General features: G+C 41.0%; 13 protein-coding genes. 12 read left to right on the forward strand and 1 reads right to left on the reverse strand.

The annotated features are described in order from the left end of the window. Nucleotides 1-35: 35 nt before the first annotated feature. From prfC to deoD, 10 genes are all read left to right on the forward strand, one after another. Nucleotides 36-1,625, forward strand: coding sequence for a peptide chain release factor 3 (gene prfC, locus M5X66_RS02885; protein ID WP_036950211.1), 1,590 nt, complete (start codon nucleotides 36-38; stop codon nucleotides 1,623-1,625). Nucleotides 1,626-1,979: 354 nt separating this feature from the next. Next, nucleotides 1,980-2,096 (forward strand): Hok/Gef family protein, encoded by a 117-nt coding sequence (locus M5X66_RS02890; RefSeq protein WP_224061125.1) that lies wholly within the window; start codon nucleotides 1,980-1,982, stop codon nucleotides 2,094-2,096. Nucleotides 2,097-2,362: 266 nt separating this feature from the next. Beyond that, on the forward strand, nucleotides 2,363-2,776 hold the full coding sequence (locus M5X66_RS02895) for a BON domain-containing protein (RefSeq protein WP_036950212.1): 414 nt from the start codon (nucleotides 2,363-2,365) through the stop codon (nucleotides 2,774-2,776). A 142-nt stretch (nucleotides 2,777-2,918) separates the two neighbouring features. Further along, nucleotides 2,919-3,995 carry a patatin-like phospholipase family protein gene (locus tag M5X66_RS02900; RefSeq protein ID WP_036950214.1) on the forward strand — a complete coding sequence of 359 codons (1,077 nt, stop codon included), beginning with the start codon at nucleotides 2,919-2,921 and terminating at the stop codon, nucleotides 3,993-3,995. After that, nucleotides 3,988-4,773: a TatD family hydrolase gene (locus tag M5X66_RS02905; protein ID WP_108479207.1), complete on the forward strand. Its 786-nt coding sequence runs from the start codon at nucleotides 3,988-3,990 to the stop codon at nucleotides 4,771-4,773. Before M5X66_RS02900 ends, M5X66_RS02905 begins: the two co-directional genes overlap by 8 nt. Before the next feature lie 295 nt (nucleotides 4,774-5,068). Then, a complete protein-coding gene (locus M5X66_RS02910; RefSeq protein ID WP_036950218.1) occupies nucleotides 5,069-6,364 on the forward strand; it encodes a NupC/NupG family nucleoside CNT transporter in 1,296 nt (431 codons plus the stop codon). A 460-nt stretch (nucleotides 6,365-6,824) separates the two neighbouring features. Beyond that, on the forward strand, nucleotides 6,825-7,604 hold the full coding sequence (deoC, locus tag M5X66_RS02915; RefSeq protein WP_108479208.1) for a deoxyribose-phosphate aldolase: 780 nt from the start codon (nucleotides 6,825-6,827) through the stop codon (nucleotides 7,602-7,604). A 101-nt stretch (nucleotides 7,605-7,705) separates the two neighbouring features. After that, a complete protein-coding gene (gene deoA, locus M5X66_RS02920) occupies nucleotides 7,706-9,028 on the forward strand; it encodes a thymidine phosphorylase (RefSeq protein ID WP_036950222.1) in 1,323 nt (440 codons plus the stop codon). An 80-nt stretch (nucleotides 9,029-9,108) separates the two neighbouring features. Then, entirely contained in the window at nucleotides 9,109-10,332 is a 1,224-nt protein-coding gene (gene deoB, locus M5X66_RS02925) for a phosphopentomutase (protein WP_036950225.1), read from the forward strand. Between the two features lie 83 nt (nucleotides 10,333-10,415). Next, nucleotides 10,416-11,132 (forward strand): purine-nucleoside phosphorylase, encoded by a 717-nt coding sequence (deoD, locus tag M5X66_RS02930; RefSeq protein WP_006657106.1) that lies wholly within the window; start codon nucleotides 10,416-10,418, stop codon nucleotides 11,130-11,132. Nucleotides 11,133-11,204: 72 nt separating this feature from the next. Here deoD and M5X66_RS02935 read toward each other — a convergent pair whose 3' ends face one another. Continuing rightward, nucleotides 11,205-11,705 (reverse strand): GNAT family N-acetyltransferase, encoded by a 501-nt coding sequence (locus M5X66_RS02935; protein ID WP_036950229.1) that lies wholly within the window; start codon nucleotides 11,703-11,705, stop codon nucleotides 11,205-11,207. A gap of 132 nt (nucleotides 11,706-11,837) precedes the next feature. Between M5X66_RS02935 and M5X66_RS02940 the strand changes: the two genes are divergently transcribed. Continuing rightward, on the forward strand, nucleotides 11,838-12,599 hold the full coding sequence (locus M5X66_RS02940) for a hypothetical protein (protein WP_154633888.1): 762 nt from the start codon (nucleotides 11,838-11,840) through the stop codon (nucleotides 12,597-12,599). A 106-nt stretch (nucleotides 12,600-12,705) separates the two neighbouring features. Then, nucleotides 12,706-14,253: a hypothetical protein gene (locus M5X66_RS02945; RefSeq protein WP_270103865.1), complete on the forward strand. Its 1,548-nt coding sequence runs from the start codon at nucleotides 12,706-12,708 to the stop codon at nucleotides 14,251-14,253. Nucleotides 14,254-14,313 lie beyond the last annotated feature (60 nt).

A 14,313-nucleotide genomic window follows, 5' to 3' on the forward strand; every position in this document is an offset into this window, starting at 1 on the left:
ATACAAATCTGGATATAGACGAAAAGAACGGTTAAATGACAGATCAGAATTTTCTCCATGAAGTTAGCACCCGTAGAACGTTTGCTATCATTTCTCACCCCGATGCAGGTAAAACCACGATCACTGAAAAAGTATTACTTTTCGGACACGCAATTCAACGCGCGGGAACAGTAAAAGGTCGCGGTTCTAACCAGCATGCCAAATCAGACTGGATGGAAATGGAAAAGCAGCGTGGTATCTCAATCACCACCTCTGTGATGCAATTTCCCTATAATGATTGTTTAGTGAACCTATTAGATACCCCAGGACACGAAGACTTCTCGGAAGATACTTATCGTACACTAACCGCCGTTGACTGTTGCTTAATGGTTATCGACTCCGGTAAAGGGGTTGAAGATCGTACTCGTAAGCTGATGGAAGTTACCCGCCTGCGCGATACACCGATTTTGACCTTTATGAACAAATTGGACCGTGATATTCGCGATCCAATGGAGCTATTAGATGAAGTGGAAAATGAGCTGAAAATTGCTTGTTGCCCAATCACATGGCCGATTGGCTGCGGTAAATTATTCAAAGGTGTTTACCACTTACTGCGTGACGAGACCATTTTGTATCAAACAGGCCAAGGTCACACAATTCAAGAAGTTCGCATCGTTAAAGGGTTAAATAACCCTGAATTAGACGCGGCTGTTGGTGATGAATTAGCTTCTCAACTTCGCGAAGAGCTGGAGTTAGTTCAAGGGGCTTCCCATGAATTTGACCACGATGCATTCTTAGCGGGTGAGTTGACTCCTGTATTCTTTGGTACTGCCTTAGGTAACTTCGGTGTGGATCATATGCTTGATGGTCTCGTTGAGTGGGCTCCTGCACCTCAGGCACGTAAAACTGATGTGCGTGAAGTTGAAGCCACAGAAGAAAAATTCACTGGGTTTGTATTCAAAATTCAGGCGAATATGGATCCAAAACACCGTGACCGTGTCGCCTTTATGCGTATCGTCTCGGGTACCTATGAAAAAGGGATGAAGCTGCGCCAAGTTCGCATTAAGAAAGACGTGGTGATTTCTGATGCACTGACCTTTATGGCGGGTGACCGTTCTCAAGTTGAGAATGCTTATGCAGGGGATATCATCGGTCTGCATAACCACGGAACTATCCAAATTGGGGATACTTTTACCCAAGGTGAAGAGCTGAAATTTACAGGGATCCCGAACTTTGCACCTGAATTATTCCGTCGTATTCGTCTGCGTGATCCGCTGAAGCAGAAGCAGCTACTGAAAGGTTTGGTTCAGTTATCCGAAGAGGGGGCTGTGCAGGTTTTCCGTCCATTAATCAATAATGATTTGATTGTGGGCGCGGTAGGGGTGCTCCAGTTCGACGTGGTGGTTTCTCGCTTGAAGAGCGAATATAACGTTGAAGCGATTTATGAAGCGGTTAACGTCTCTACTGCTCGCTGGGTTGAGTGCGATGATGTGAAGAAGTTCGAAGAATTTAAGCGCAAAAATGAGCAAAACTTAGCCTTAGATGGTGGTGATAACTTATCGTATATTGCACCGACAATGGTTAATTTGAACTTAACCAGTGAACGTTATCCTGAAGTGAGATTCCGCAAAACACGCGAACACTAATCATTATCTCTAATTAATGTGTTTATATTTAAATGGTCAACTGAGTTGGCCATTTTTGTTATTTATTCTATTAATTATTAATATTTTCAATGTCATAACTAATCGAATCGATATTTTTTCGCGATGAGCATGCTGCTATGATGGCGGTGGGTGCTTGGATCATTTTGGTTCAAGCAAACTATTGGTTTAAATAAAGAATCGCTTTAAGTGAACAATAAGTTGTGAGACCAAAAAGACGAAAGCCCCGAGTTCCATTAACAGTAACTCGAGGCAGTCTCCAACCCAACAATTGGATTCTGTCTCCTTTTTGTACAGGAGTCAAGAGGAATGACCAAGTTTGCTCTTATCGGGCTAATGACCGTGTGCGCCACGGTATTGTGCCTTTCACTGCTGCTGCGGGACCGACTTTGTTCGGTTAACGTAGTGAGTGGAAACACAATGGTTCAAGCTACTCTGTTATGCGTTGAGTAGTCTGGTGGGGGAGCGATCCCCCACATTTCTCTCTGATTGCGGGTTAGGTGATACAGGCACCCTTTTTCTATTTTTCTCATCGATAGATATTAGACAATTATTTTTAATTTCTTATTCAAATCATCTAATTAAGATTAATTATCTCAAAACTAAAAATTACCTTGAGTCATACTCTGTAAGATGAGTTATTTGACTTTATTTTTACCTGTTTTTTACTTAGGCTATGACATTGTTAGTTTATTAATCATACCAAGAGGAAGGTTCCAATGAAAAAGATCGCCGTTTTACGTTCTTTAGGTGTCATTGGATTGAGCTGGGCACTTTTTGCTTGTAGCTCATCATCTGATAGTGCCTTGAAAAAACAAGCTTCAGAAACTTGGGACAGCGCAGCTAAAACTGTTGAAATGGCAGGAAAAGATACAGGTAATGCCATCTCTAGTGGTGTGAAAAGCACCGATACCTATATTGATGATTCGTCCATTACTGCGGATATTAAAAGCAAACTCTTAGGTACCAGTGGGCTCCCAAGTAATAGTGTGTCGGTGAAAACTGTTCAGGGTGTGGTTTACCTCTCTGGTTTTCTCAAATCTAGCGAGCAGATAAATCAAGTTGTACAGATTGCATCGACCGCGAAAGGGGTAAAATCAGTACAGAATGGTTTAGTTTTGACGAACAAGTAATTTCTTTTAAATGGGCTTTCAGCCGAAAGCTCATTTTACTATTTGCTCTCCCTGAGAAAAGCGGTTTAATGAGAATCATTTAATTTAATCATATTTATAATGGGATTGATTAAATACACGTCAATATAGAGAAAGGGTTACTATGGGAAAGCATGTTCCAGTCACTTTAGGCACGATTGAGCCACTCGCGTTTTCTGATGAAATTAACGGAAGAAAAACTGCCCTTATCTGCGAAGGTGGCGGTCAGCGTGGTATTTTTACGGCCGGTGTATTGGATGAATTTCTGATAGAAAACTTTAACCCTTTTGATTTGATGATAGGGACGTCTGCGGGCGCCCAAAATTTATCCGCTTATATTTGTGGTCAAGCAGGATATGCCCGCCGAGTTATTACTCGCTATACCACAAATCTTAATTTTTTTAACCCGCTGAGATTTATTCGTGGAGGAAACTTAATTGACCTTGATTGGTTGATTGAAACGACGGCTAAAGAGTTTCCACTTAATATGGATGCAGGGCTTGAATTATTAGATTCTGGTCGTGAATTCTATATGGGAGCCAGTCGTAGCGATGATTTTTCAGCAGCATTTTTACAGCCTGATGCGGATTCTTGGTTGGATATCATTCGTGCCTCTAGCGCCATTCCAGGATTTTATCGAACTGGCGTAGAGTTTAGCGGCGTGCGATACCACGATGGAGGAATAAGCGCAGCGATCCCTGTCGAGGAAGCTTATCGTCGTGGGGCTGATACGATAGTTGTGATCCGCACTGTACCTTCTCAAATGTACTTTACGCCTGAATGGGTAAAACGAATGACACGCTGGCTGGAAGGTGATAATTCGGCGCTGCAACGCATGGCGGCCATGTTAAAAGTTCACTTGAAGAGTTATCGAAAAACCCAGGAATTTATCGAAAATCCACCCGATGGCGTGCAGATTTTTGAAATATACCCACCAACACCACTGAAAAGCAGTGCTTTAGGCAGTAAAATTAGTGCCTTAAACCAAGATTACCATGTCGGACGACGCTGTGGGCGTTACTTTATTGCGGCATTAGCTCAACAGTTTGCGAGTAATGATGCTGATTTCGGTCGATTTTCTAAAAACTCGAATTCATTAGAGTTGATGCATATGGAAGATCAGCGAGAGTCTTTATTAGCAGGAAAAACAGTTGAGGCAGCAAGTGCTAGCGCCCTGCAAGGCAATCCTGCTCATGAGTGATAATATTCGATTTATTGACACCCACTGTCATTTTGATTTTCCCCCGTTCAGTGAGGCACTTACAGAAAGTCTAGAAACCGCGAAGCAAGGTGGAATTACGGATATTATTATTCCTGCGGTTAGTCAGGATAACTTTCAACGCATATGGAATTTAGCGCATGAGTATTCTCAACTCCATGCAGCAATGGGATTTCATCCTCTATATTTAAGTCAGTTTCAAGAATCACATTTTGAAAAACTGACGGATTTTCTGATGCGTAAAAGCCAGAAGTGCGTGGCGGTAGGAGAGATTGGGCTTGATCTCTATATGGAAGATCCTCAATTTGAAAGGCAGCAAATATTACTTCAACGCCAGTTGAAGCTAGCTAAGCAGTTTGACTTACCCGTTATTCTGCATTCACGAAAAACCCATGACCAGTTGGTTGCGATGTTACGTCGCTATGAAGTCCCCGCACGTGGTGTAGTGCATGGTTTTGCTGGCAGCCTTTCTCAAGCCGAAAGTTTTGTGAAACTGGGGTATTACATTGGTGTTGGCGGGACAATCACTTATGAGCGCGCGAATAAAACCCGCCAAGTTATGGCTCAACTCCCGCTAAGTTGTCTTGTGTTTGAAACCGATGCACCGGATATGCCTGTATCCGGTTTTCAAGGTGAGCCTAATCGGCCTGAGCGTATTCAATGGGTATTTCAATCTTTGTGTGAGCTGCGCCACGAATCTCCGGATGAAATAGCACAACAACTTTACAACAATAGCCGGACGTTATTTAATCTAATTTAGACTATAATTAGTCAATTAATAATTATTTCTTAAGTATTTTATGTAGTTATCCGAGTAAATCCATTCAGCTTTTTACCTCTTCGACTATCGCTTTAGTGCTTTTCCAGACTAAACTGATCTTCTATTGTGATTTTCGTCACAATATTTGAATTTATGTTACTTATTGCACTTTGGATTTGTGATGAATGTTGGGGGTTATTAATGATGACTGGTTATAATCATCGAACTAAGATTCGTGGAATCTTGCGAGTTTCTTTATACATTAACCTAGAATTAAGTGAACAGGGATACTTCCATGCAACTCATTTTGAGTATTGTTGGGATGGCGGTGCTTATTGCGATAGCCGTTCTCTTCTCCAGCAATCGTCGCGCAATTAGACTTCGTACAGTCGGCGGTGCTTTTTTAATCCAAGTCGCTATCGGCGCATTCGTTCTTTACTCCCCAGCGGGACGTAGCGTTTTACAAGGCATGTCCGACGGTGTTTCTAAAGTTATCGGTTACGGTCAAGATGGGATGAGCTTCATCTTTGGTGGTCTAGTTTCCGACAAAATGTTTGAATTATTTGGCGGCGGCGGCTTTATCTTTGCTTTCCGTGTATTGCCGATCATCGTCTTCTTCTCATCTCTGATTGCAGTCCTGTATTATCTCGGCATCATGCAACTGGTCATCAAAATTCTAGGTGGTGGTCTGCAAAAGGTACTGGGAACGTCAAGAACCGAATCACTGTCTGCAACCGCGAATATTTTCGTCGGTCAAACTGAAGCGCCTCTGGTTGTTCGTCCCTATATTTCTACCATGACTAACTCTGAGCTGTTTGCCATCATGTGTGGTGGTTTAGCGTCTGTAGCGGGTTCAGTATTAGCGGGTTATGCGCAAATGGGTGTTCCAATGGAATATCTGATTGCGGCATCCTTCATGGCGGCACCGGGTGGATTACTGTTTGCTAAGTTAATGGTTCCTGAAACTGAAGTTGCTAAAGATGATGTGGATGCTAAAGATTTAGTGGCAGAAGAAGATCGCCCAGCGAACATCATCGATGCAGCCGCATCTGGTGCAGCATCCGGTATGCAACTGGCTCTGAACGTGGGGGCAATGTTACTGGCGTTCATCGCATTAATTGCATTAATTAACGGTATTTTAAGTGGCGTGGGTGGCTGGTTTGACTATCCGCAATTATCCCTCGAATTATTACTAGGTTGGGTATTTGCCCCAATCGCATACCTGATTGGTGTGCCGTGGAGCGAAGCGACAATTGCCGGTTCTTTCATCGGGCAAAAAGTGGTTGTAAACGAATTCGTTGCTTTCATGAACTTCGGCGAATATATGAAAGCAGATGCGGATGTGATTGCGGCGGGCAAACAAGTTCTGTCTGATCACACTAAAGCGATTATTTCCTTCGCGCTGTGTGGTTTTGCGAACTTATCTTCTGTGGCAATTTTGCTGGGCGGCTTAGGTGGAATGGCACCAAATCGCCGTAGTGATGTGGCTCGTTTAGGTATGAAAGCTGTTATGGCGGGTACACTCTCTAACTTAATGAGTGCAACGATTGCTGGCTTCTTCTTAACATTAGCTGCAATGACCGCAATGTAATCCCCCTGTTTGTGTAGCGGAAAGGCGATTGGTCTTTCCGCTGTCATTTTCTTCTGCGATATTCTTTTTCTGGTTTTTATCGTAACTCTTACTTTTTCAACTATTCTTAACGTAATCAATTTAAGACGAGAAGGCTGCAGCCTGTATAATGGCTGACAAAGAGTGAGCAATTACCTATGGAATTGTGATATCGTTCACGAATATATATTTAATAATGTAACGTTCAGTCGATAAATGTGATTTGTAGCGCATAAAATACCCCAGTTACGTGGTCAAATAGGTAACAGTAAGTTGCCACGGAACTGATAGTTCATAGAGTCAACTGGCTCTAGGGCATCGTGCGGTGAGATGGATCTCAGCTGCTGAGTTTGGAAAACCTAACTAGCATCTTTATGGAACAAGCCCGCTCGCCAACAAAGAACGTATCGTTCTGAAAGAATTAACATCGTTGGAGAGTTATATGACTGATTTAAAAGCAGCAGCGCAACGCGCACTGACCCTGATGGATTTAACCACGTTAAATGACGACGACACTGACGCAAAAGTGATCGCCTTATGTCACCAGGCAAAAAGCCCAGCAGGTCACACCGCTGCTATCTGTATTTATCCTCGTTTTATTCCTATCGCACGTAAAACTTTACGTGAGCAAGGAACGCCAGATATCCGCATTGCAACCGTCACCAACTTCCCACATGGTAATGATGATATTGAGATTGCTTTAGCAGAAACTAAAGCTGCCATTGCTTATGGTGCGGATGAAGTTGACGTTGTATTCCCATACCGTGCACTGATGGCTGGTAATGAAAAAATCGGTTTCGATTTAGTGAAAGCATGTAAGGATGCTTGTGCGGCTGCAAATGTATTACTTAAAGTGATCATTGAAACTGGCGAACTAAAAGATGCCGCTTTAATCCGTAAAGCGTCTGAAATTTCAATTAATGCAGGTGCTGATTTTATTAAGACATCTACAGGTAAAGTGCCTGTGAATGCCACTTTAGAAAGCGCAGAAATCATGATGCAAGTCATTCATGATATGGGCGTTGCGAAAAGTGTTGGTTTCAAACCTGCTGGCGGCGTTCGTACCGCTGAAGAAGCAGCACAATATTTAGCCTTAGCAAGCAAAATCTTAGGCGATAACTGGGCTGATGCTCGCCATTTCCGTTTCGGCGCATCTAGCTTATTAGCGAATTTATTAAATACGCTGGGATTTGACGTTAAAAAATCTTCCAGCAGCTATTAATAATCGCAATTATTAGTGACATCAGACTGTTGCCCAATCTCACTTGGGCAACAGCCGTGACTATTTAGCCGAAGAATTCGATGTGAATTAAGGAGCCTATTGTGTTTCTCGCTCAAGAAATTATTCGTAAAAAACGTGACGGCAAACCATTAAGCGAAGAAGAGATCCGCTTCTTCATCAATGGTGTGCGTGATAACACGGTTTCTGAAGGTCAGATTGCAGCCCTAGCAATGACCATCTATTTCAATGATATGACAACCCCTGAGCGTGTAGCTCTAACGCTAGCGATGCGTGATTCAGGTACCGTATTAAATTGGAAATCACTGAATCTTAATGGCCCACTCGTGGATAAACACTCCACCGGTGGCGTGGGTGACGTGACTTCACTCATGTTGGGACCTATGGTTGCTGCATGTGGTGGTTATGTTCCGATGATTTCCGGTCGCGGCTTAGGTCACACCGGTGGAACCCTTGATAAGCTCGAAGCTATCCCTGGGTTTGATATCTTCCCTGACGATGAGCGTTTCCGCGACATTATCAAAAATGTGGGCGTAGCGATTATTGGTCAAACCAACTCACTAGCGCCCGCTGACAAGCGTTTCTATGCGACTCGCGATATCACGGCGACTGTGGATTCTATTCCGCTTATCACCGCGTCTATCTTAGGTAAAAAATTAGCCGAAGGGTTAGATGCGTTAGTGATGGACGTTAAAGTGGGTTCTGGTGCATTTATGCCAACCTACGAAAAATCAGAGCAACTGGCTGAATCTATCGTGCAAGTCGCCAATGGAGCAGGCTGCAATACCACCGCATTATTAACTGACATGAACGAGGTACTGGCATCTAGCGCCGGTAATGCCGTTGAAGTCCGCGAAGCCGTGCAATTCTTGACGGGCGAATACCGTAACCCACGTTTGTTCGAAGTCACCATGGCGCTGTGTGTGGAGATGCTTGTTTCAGGTAAATTGGCATCGGATCGTGACGATGCGCGTCAGAAATTACAAGCGGTGCTGGATAACGGTAAAGCGGCTGAAGTGTTTGGGCGTATGGTCGCAGCACAAAAAGGGCCAAAAGATTTTGTTGAGAATTACAGCAAATATCTGCCAACAGCTGTCCTCAGTAAAGCCGTTTACGCGCCTCAAGCGGGCATTATCACACAAATGGACACACGAGCACTGGGTATGTCTGTGGTAACGTTAGGGGGTGGTCGTCGTAAAGCTTCAGATTCTATCGATTACAGCGTTGGTTTAAGTGATATCGCAGCATTAGGTAGCAAAGTTGATACCCAAACTCCACTTGCGATCATTCATGCCAATAGCGAAAAATCATGGGAAGAGGCGGCGAAAGAAGTTCGCGCTGCTATGATTATTGGGGATAAAGCCCCAGAAGCGACACCAATGGTCTATCGTCAAATTAGTGAATAAACCGATATCCGCATCTTTCACAGAAGGGTGCGGGTTAGATGACGCGATGAACAGATAAGCTGTATCGCAGGAGAATAAATATGAAACGCACATTTATCATGGTACTGGATTCCTTCGGGATCGGCGCTGCAGGTGATGCCCACAAATTCGGCGACGAAGGTTCGAACACTCTGGGTCATATCGCAGAAGCTTGTGCTCGCGGGGAAGCAGACAAAGGTCGTAAAGGTCCATTACACCTGCCGAACTTAACTAAATTAGGTTTAGGAAAAGCAGGGGAAGAATCAAGCGGAAAATTCCCTGCGGGTCTGGATCCAAATGCAGAAATTATCGGTGCATATGGTTATGCAAGCGAGTTATCTTCAGGTAAAGACACGCCGTCTGGTCACTGGGAAATTGCGGGCGTTCCTGTTCTATTCGATTGGGGCTATTTCGAAAAACACGAAAACAGTTTCCCACAAGAATTGCTGGATACACTGGTAGAAAAAGCCAACTTACCGGGTTACTTAGGTAACTGCCATTCATCGGGTACGGTCATTCTGGACCAATTGGGTGAAGAGCACATGAAAACTGGCAAGCCAATTTTCTATACCTCTGCGGACTCTGTATTCCAAATCGCGTGCCATGAAGAGACTTACGGCTTAGACAAATTGTATGAGCTGTGTGAAATTGCCCGTGAAGAGTTAACCAAAGGTGGTTACAACATCGGTCGTGTCATTGCGCGTCCATTTGTTGGCGACAAAGCGGGTCACTTTGAGCGTACGGGGAACCGTCATGACTTAGCGGTAGAGCCACCAGCGCCAACCGTTCTGCAAAAATTAGTGGAAGAAAAACAAGGTGAAGTGGTATCTATCGGTAAAATTGCCGATATCTACGCACACGTTGGTATCACCAAAAAAATCAAAGCAACAGGTATTAATGCTCTGTTTGACGCAACCTTAGAAGAGATGAAAATCGCGGGTGATGACACCATCGTTTTCACTAACTTTGTAGATTTTGACTCTGCATACGGTCACCGTCGTGATGTTGCTGGTTATGCCGCAGCATTAGAGCTATTCGATAGCCGCTTACCTGAAATGCTGAAACTGGTTAAAGAAGACGACATTCTGATCTTAACCGCTGACCATGGCTGCGACCCAACTTGGCCAGGCACAGACCACACTCGTGAACACATCCCAGTGCTGGTTTACGGACCAAAAGTTAAACCTGGTTCTTTAGGTCACCGTGAAACGTTCGCGGATATTGGCCAGACAGTCGCGAATTATTTTGATTTATCACCGATGGAATACGGTAAGCCGATGTTTTAAGCTTGCGACAGGGTGATTTGAAAATAAGGCAGGAAACTGCCTTATTTATTGTGCACAATTTTAATGATTAAAAGGGAATACGAATGGCTACTCCACATATTAATGCAGAAATGGGTGATTTCGCAGACGTCGTACTGATGCCAGGTGACCCACTGCGCGCGAAGTACATTGCAGAAACTTTCCTTCAAGATGTTCGCCAAGTGAATAACGTACGCGGTATGTTAGGTTTCACAGGGACTTATAAAGGTCGTAAAATTTCCGTTATGGGTCATGGAATGGGTATTCCTTCATGCTCCATCTATGCAAAAGAGTTGATCACTGATTTTGGCGTTAAAACGCTGATCCGTGTTGGTTCATGTGGCGCAGTCATGGATGATGTGAAACTGCGTGACGTGGTTATCGGTATGGGCGCATGCACAGACTCTAAAGTGAACCGTCAGCGTTTCAAAGACCATGATTTTGCGGCAATTGCAGATTATGACTTAGTGCATAACGCTGTTGAAGCGGCAAAAGCGCGTAACGTAAACGTTCGTGTTGGTAACCTGTTCTCTGCGGATCTGTTCTATTCCCCAGATCCAGACATGTTTAAAGTGATGGAAAAATACGGCATCCTTGGTGTGGAAATGGAAGCTGCTGGTATCTACGGTGTGGCTGCTGAGTTTGGTGCCCGCGCACTGACTATTTGTACCGTTTCTGATCACATCAAAACTGGCGAACAAACAACCTCAGAAGAGCGTCAAACCACGTTCAATGAAATGATTGAAATTGCACTGGATTCAGTTCTGTTAGGTGATAAATAATCGTTGATTAGCGCTCTAATCTGAATACAAAAATGCCACTTTAAACGTGGCATTTTTGATTTATAAATCTGCTTAAATTTTTGATTTAATTCGACTCATCACAATAGCATCCACATACTCACCATCACGAAAAGCATAATCGCGTAAAATCCCCTCTTGCTTGAAGCCAAATTTCTCATATAGACCCAAGCCGCTACCATTAGAGGCAAAGACTTCTAATTCAATGCGGTGAACATTCAGCCAATTGTCACAATAATCCACCATAACTTGCATTAATTTCGAACCAATTCCTTTGCCTTGATAAGCCTGACTCACGGTAATACCGAAACTCGCCACATGTCGGCGGCGTATTTGAGCTGGTTGATGCACGACAAGTAACCCAACCACTGCGTTATCGAGTGTGGCGACAAATTGAGTCACCAGCGGATCGTTGGCTCCCAGTCGTGCTTCCCAGGTTTTTTCAGTGGGATAAGGCAATTGCAAAGTGTTGGCATAAGCGGAGTAATCCGCGTGCATTTGTGTGATAGCGTGGACATCGTCCAAGGTGGCTCTACGTATTATTACGTTGTTCACAAATTTTTCCTTTTATTATCGTTTTTTAGAAGAATATTAATCACATTAAAAGCAATGTATGTCAACGAAGTAAATGATTTATCTCCTTGGATTAATATAAGAAATATTAATTTTTATATGGGAAATATATAAGTGGCGATATTTGATATCGTTGAGGAAATTAAAAAAATATTATTATTTTTATTTTATGTCATTAAAATTAAGGAAGTGAGTATGTCTCTTATTGAACATAGTTCAGTTAAAAACAACAACAATATTTCCCTGGAAAAGTCGATAAATTATGATATTCAGAAAAATCCTGGGTTCAAAAATGCATTGAATGCAAAGATTGGATGCTTTATTTTATCTATTAAAAATAATCTTGATTCAATCAGTGAAATGGTTTTCCGTAAAAAAATAATTAGAAGCTATCATTCAGTTATTGAAGCCATTGAATTTAAGTCAGCGAATAATGATATTTCAGAAAAATCACTAAGAAAAATAGAGCATAAAATCACGGAAATTTACAAGAAAAAATCTTTCCTAGATTGTAAGGGAGTTAATGAAGCAATCATATCTAAAACGAGAGAAGCTAATAAACCTGTACGTGATAAAATTAGCGATATGCTTAATCGTAAATTTGGAATTGATATTTATTATAATAAAGAACATCCTAGTACTGAAATGAATTTAGCTGAAAACAAAAAATATATTCTCGATAAAAATATTAATATTATTCCTTCGATTGAGAAAGTTGATGAGGAAAACAGTAATAAAAATAACCCTTTCGTTTTTGAAAATAAAATCAAGGGAATAACTGATGAATATTTTAATTTACAAGAGACCCATGGGGATATAATTAATGGATTAGATTTTCACGATGCTACTATAGTTAGGAAAAATTTAAGTAAATAATTTTAATAAAGTAATTTTACCATTCTCAATAGAGCTTGTTTCTTAATTAAGACCAAGGATAAGCTCTTTTTTAAAGCTAAACTAGTTTATACAAAAAGGAATATATATGAGAATTTTTCAAACTAAACTGCAAGATTCTATATTAATGAATTATTCATTAAGCGATATGGTAAGGGAAATAGTCAAAAACCCAACAGTTTTCGAAGGGAGAAAATATATTATCATCAATGAAATAAAAAAAGTTAACAATAATAGTTCGGATGGTGGAAAAGAAATAAGTGAGGCATGGGACATTGCTAAGAAGAATGGGTGTAAGGAAGCGAAAAGAAAAGCTGAAAAGTATTTTCATAAAGCCTTAAAGGTTGTGAGTATTATGAAAAATGAATGTGTAAAGGCGAATTTAAAATCAGAACCGAAAAGCGAAAATTCACCAGATAAACTTACTGAAGCCTCTCCTTCTGGCGAGAAAAAAGTAAAATCACACCCTGTGTTGGAAAAAATTGAGAGAACGCTTACTCAATTATCAGCAGAGGTAAAAAATAAGCTTGATTTAAATAAGCTAAAAGAAATAAATGAAAATAAAGAGAGCTTAGAGGAAAAAAAAACGTACTATAGTGATTATGATAAGTTTATCGATAATTTAAAAAACGGAGAAAGCTTATCCAAAAACGATTTGAGCTATATAAAAATGTTGATGAGCTATATTATATCGAAAAAAACTATTGATGAAAAAGATAAGGTAAGAGTAGAATTAGATAATCTTTTCAAGATTATTATTAACGCATTAAACCATGATGTTGATAAACAGAAAATAGTTCATAGAGTTTTTAAAGAGCAGCGCTTCATTTCTATATATAACGCATCCTGTCGAGTTGAAACTTGTGCAGTAGTCTATTTACTTGAGAAACAAGGATTCCCTAGAGAAATAATCAAGAAAATCAAAGATTATATTATTGATTATTCTTATAAATACCTCTGTAAACTTAAAATAAATGAGCCTGAGTATGAACAGTTCATTAAAAATATAAAGAAACATTCGGATTTTGAGGTTTTTAAGGGAGTTGAAAGTATTGAAAAAATCCATTTAATCAAAGGTATTCTTTCCGAAAATGAATTTACCAGCGAGAATAGAAAGTTTTTAACGGAGCTGAGCCATGATGTAAAAGATGGGCGCATTATTGAATTTATCAAAGAGAAAATGAATTCGGGTATTGAATTATTACAATCTGAATATAATGCCAAACGCGACGAAGAAAAAATCGTATATGATAAGTACATTAAAGAGAAAAATGAAGTTATAGAGACTGGTATTAATAGAGTTAAATCAATGTTAGTAATGAAATCCATATCTAAAAATATTGTGGGTGCTGTGTTTGAAATTATTAATAAAAAAAGAAGTAGCACGGAGGTAGATGTTTTTTCCTCTAAAATTGACTTAATTATCGATATTCTTCAGTGTAAGAGAGTCAAGGCCAACAAAATTGCTAACGATATTGAACACTATCTGAATATTTCAACAGATGAATTACGAGCAGAGGTTGAAATGGCAAAATCCAAGAAACCATCATTTAAAGAGCGTTTTTATTCATTATTTAATGACTTAAATAATCGGGTGTTAAACTTCATTTATAATGTAAGACATGCATTTAAATAAGGGTGTGGCTAATGTGGCTACAAAAATCAACCGCTTGATAAATTAAGCGGTTGATTTTTT

This window comes from Providencia sp. PROV188 (assembly GCF_027595165.1).
GTDB classification, from domain to species: domain Bacteria; phylum Pseudomonadota; class Gammaproteobacteria; order Enterobacterales; family Enterobacteriaceae; genus Providencia; species Providencia lanzhouensis.

What these genes read in the sequence shown, in the direction of transcription:
- prfC (WP_036950211.1), top strand. Translation starts at nt 36, where the DNA reads ATGACAGATCAGAATTTTCTCCATGAAGTTAGCACCCGTAGAACGTTT.
- M5X66_RS02890 (WP_224061125.1), top strand. Translation starts at nt 1,980, where the DNA reads ATGACCGTGTGCGCCACGGTATTGTGCCTTTCACTGCTGCTGCGGGAC.
- M5X66_RS02895 (WP_036950212.1), top strand. Translation starts at nt 2,363, where the DNA reads ATGAAAAAGATCGCCGTTTTACGTTCTTTAGGTGTCATTGGATTGAGC.
- M5X66_RS02900 (WP_036950214.1), top strand. Translation starts at nt 2,919, where the DNA reads ATGGGAAAGCATGTTCCAGTCACTTTAGGCACGATTGAGCCACTCGCG.
- M5X66_RS02905 (WP_108479207.1), top strand. Translation starts at nt 3,988, where the DNA reads ATGAGTGATAATATTCGATTTATTGACACCCACTGTCATTTTGATTTT.
- M5X66_RS02910 (WP_036950218.1), top strand. Translation starts at nt 5,069, where the DNA reads ATGCAACTCATTTTGAGTATTGTTGGGATGGCGGTGCTTATTGCGATA.
- deoC (WP_108479208.1), top strand. Translation starts at nt 6,825, where the DNA reads ATGACTGATTTAAAAGCAGCAGCGCAACGCGCACTGACCCTGATGGAT.
- deoB (WP_036950225.1), top strand. Translation starts at nt 9,109, where the DNA reads ATGAAACGCACATTTATCATGGTACTGGATTCCTTCGGGATCGGCGCT.
- deoD (WP_006657106.1), top strand. Translation starts at nt 10,416, where the DNA reads ATGGCTACTCCACATATTAATGCAGAAATGGGTGATTTCGCAGACGTC.
- M5X66_RS02945 (WP_270103865.1), top strand. Translation starts at nt 12,706, where the DNA reads ATGAGAATTTTTCAAACTAAACTGCAAGATTCTATATTAATGAATTAT.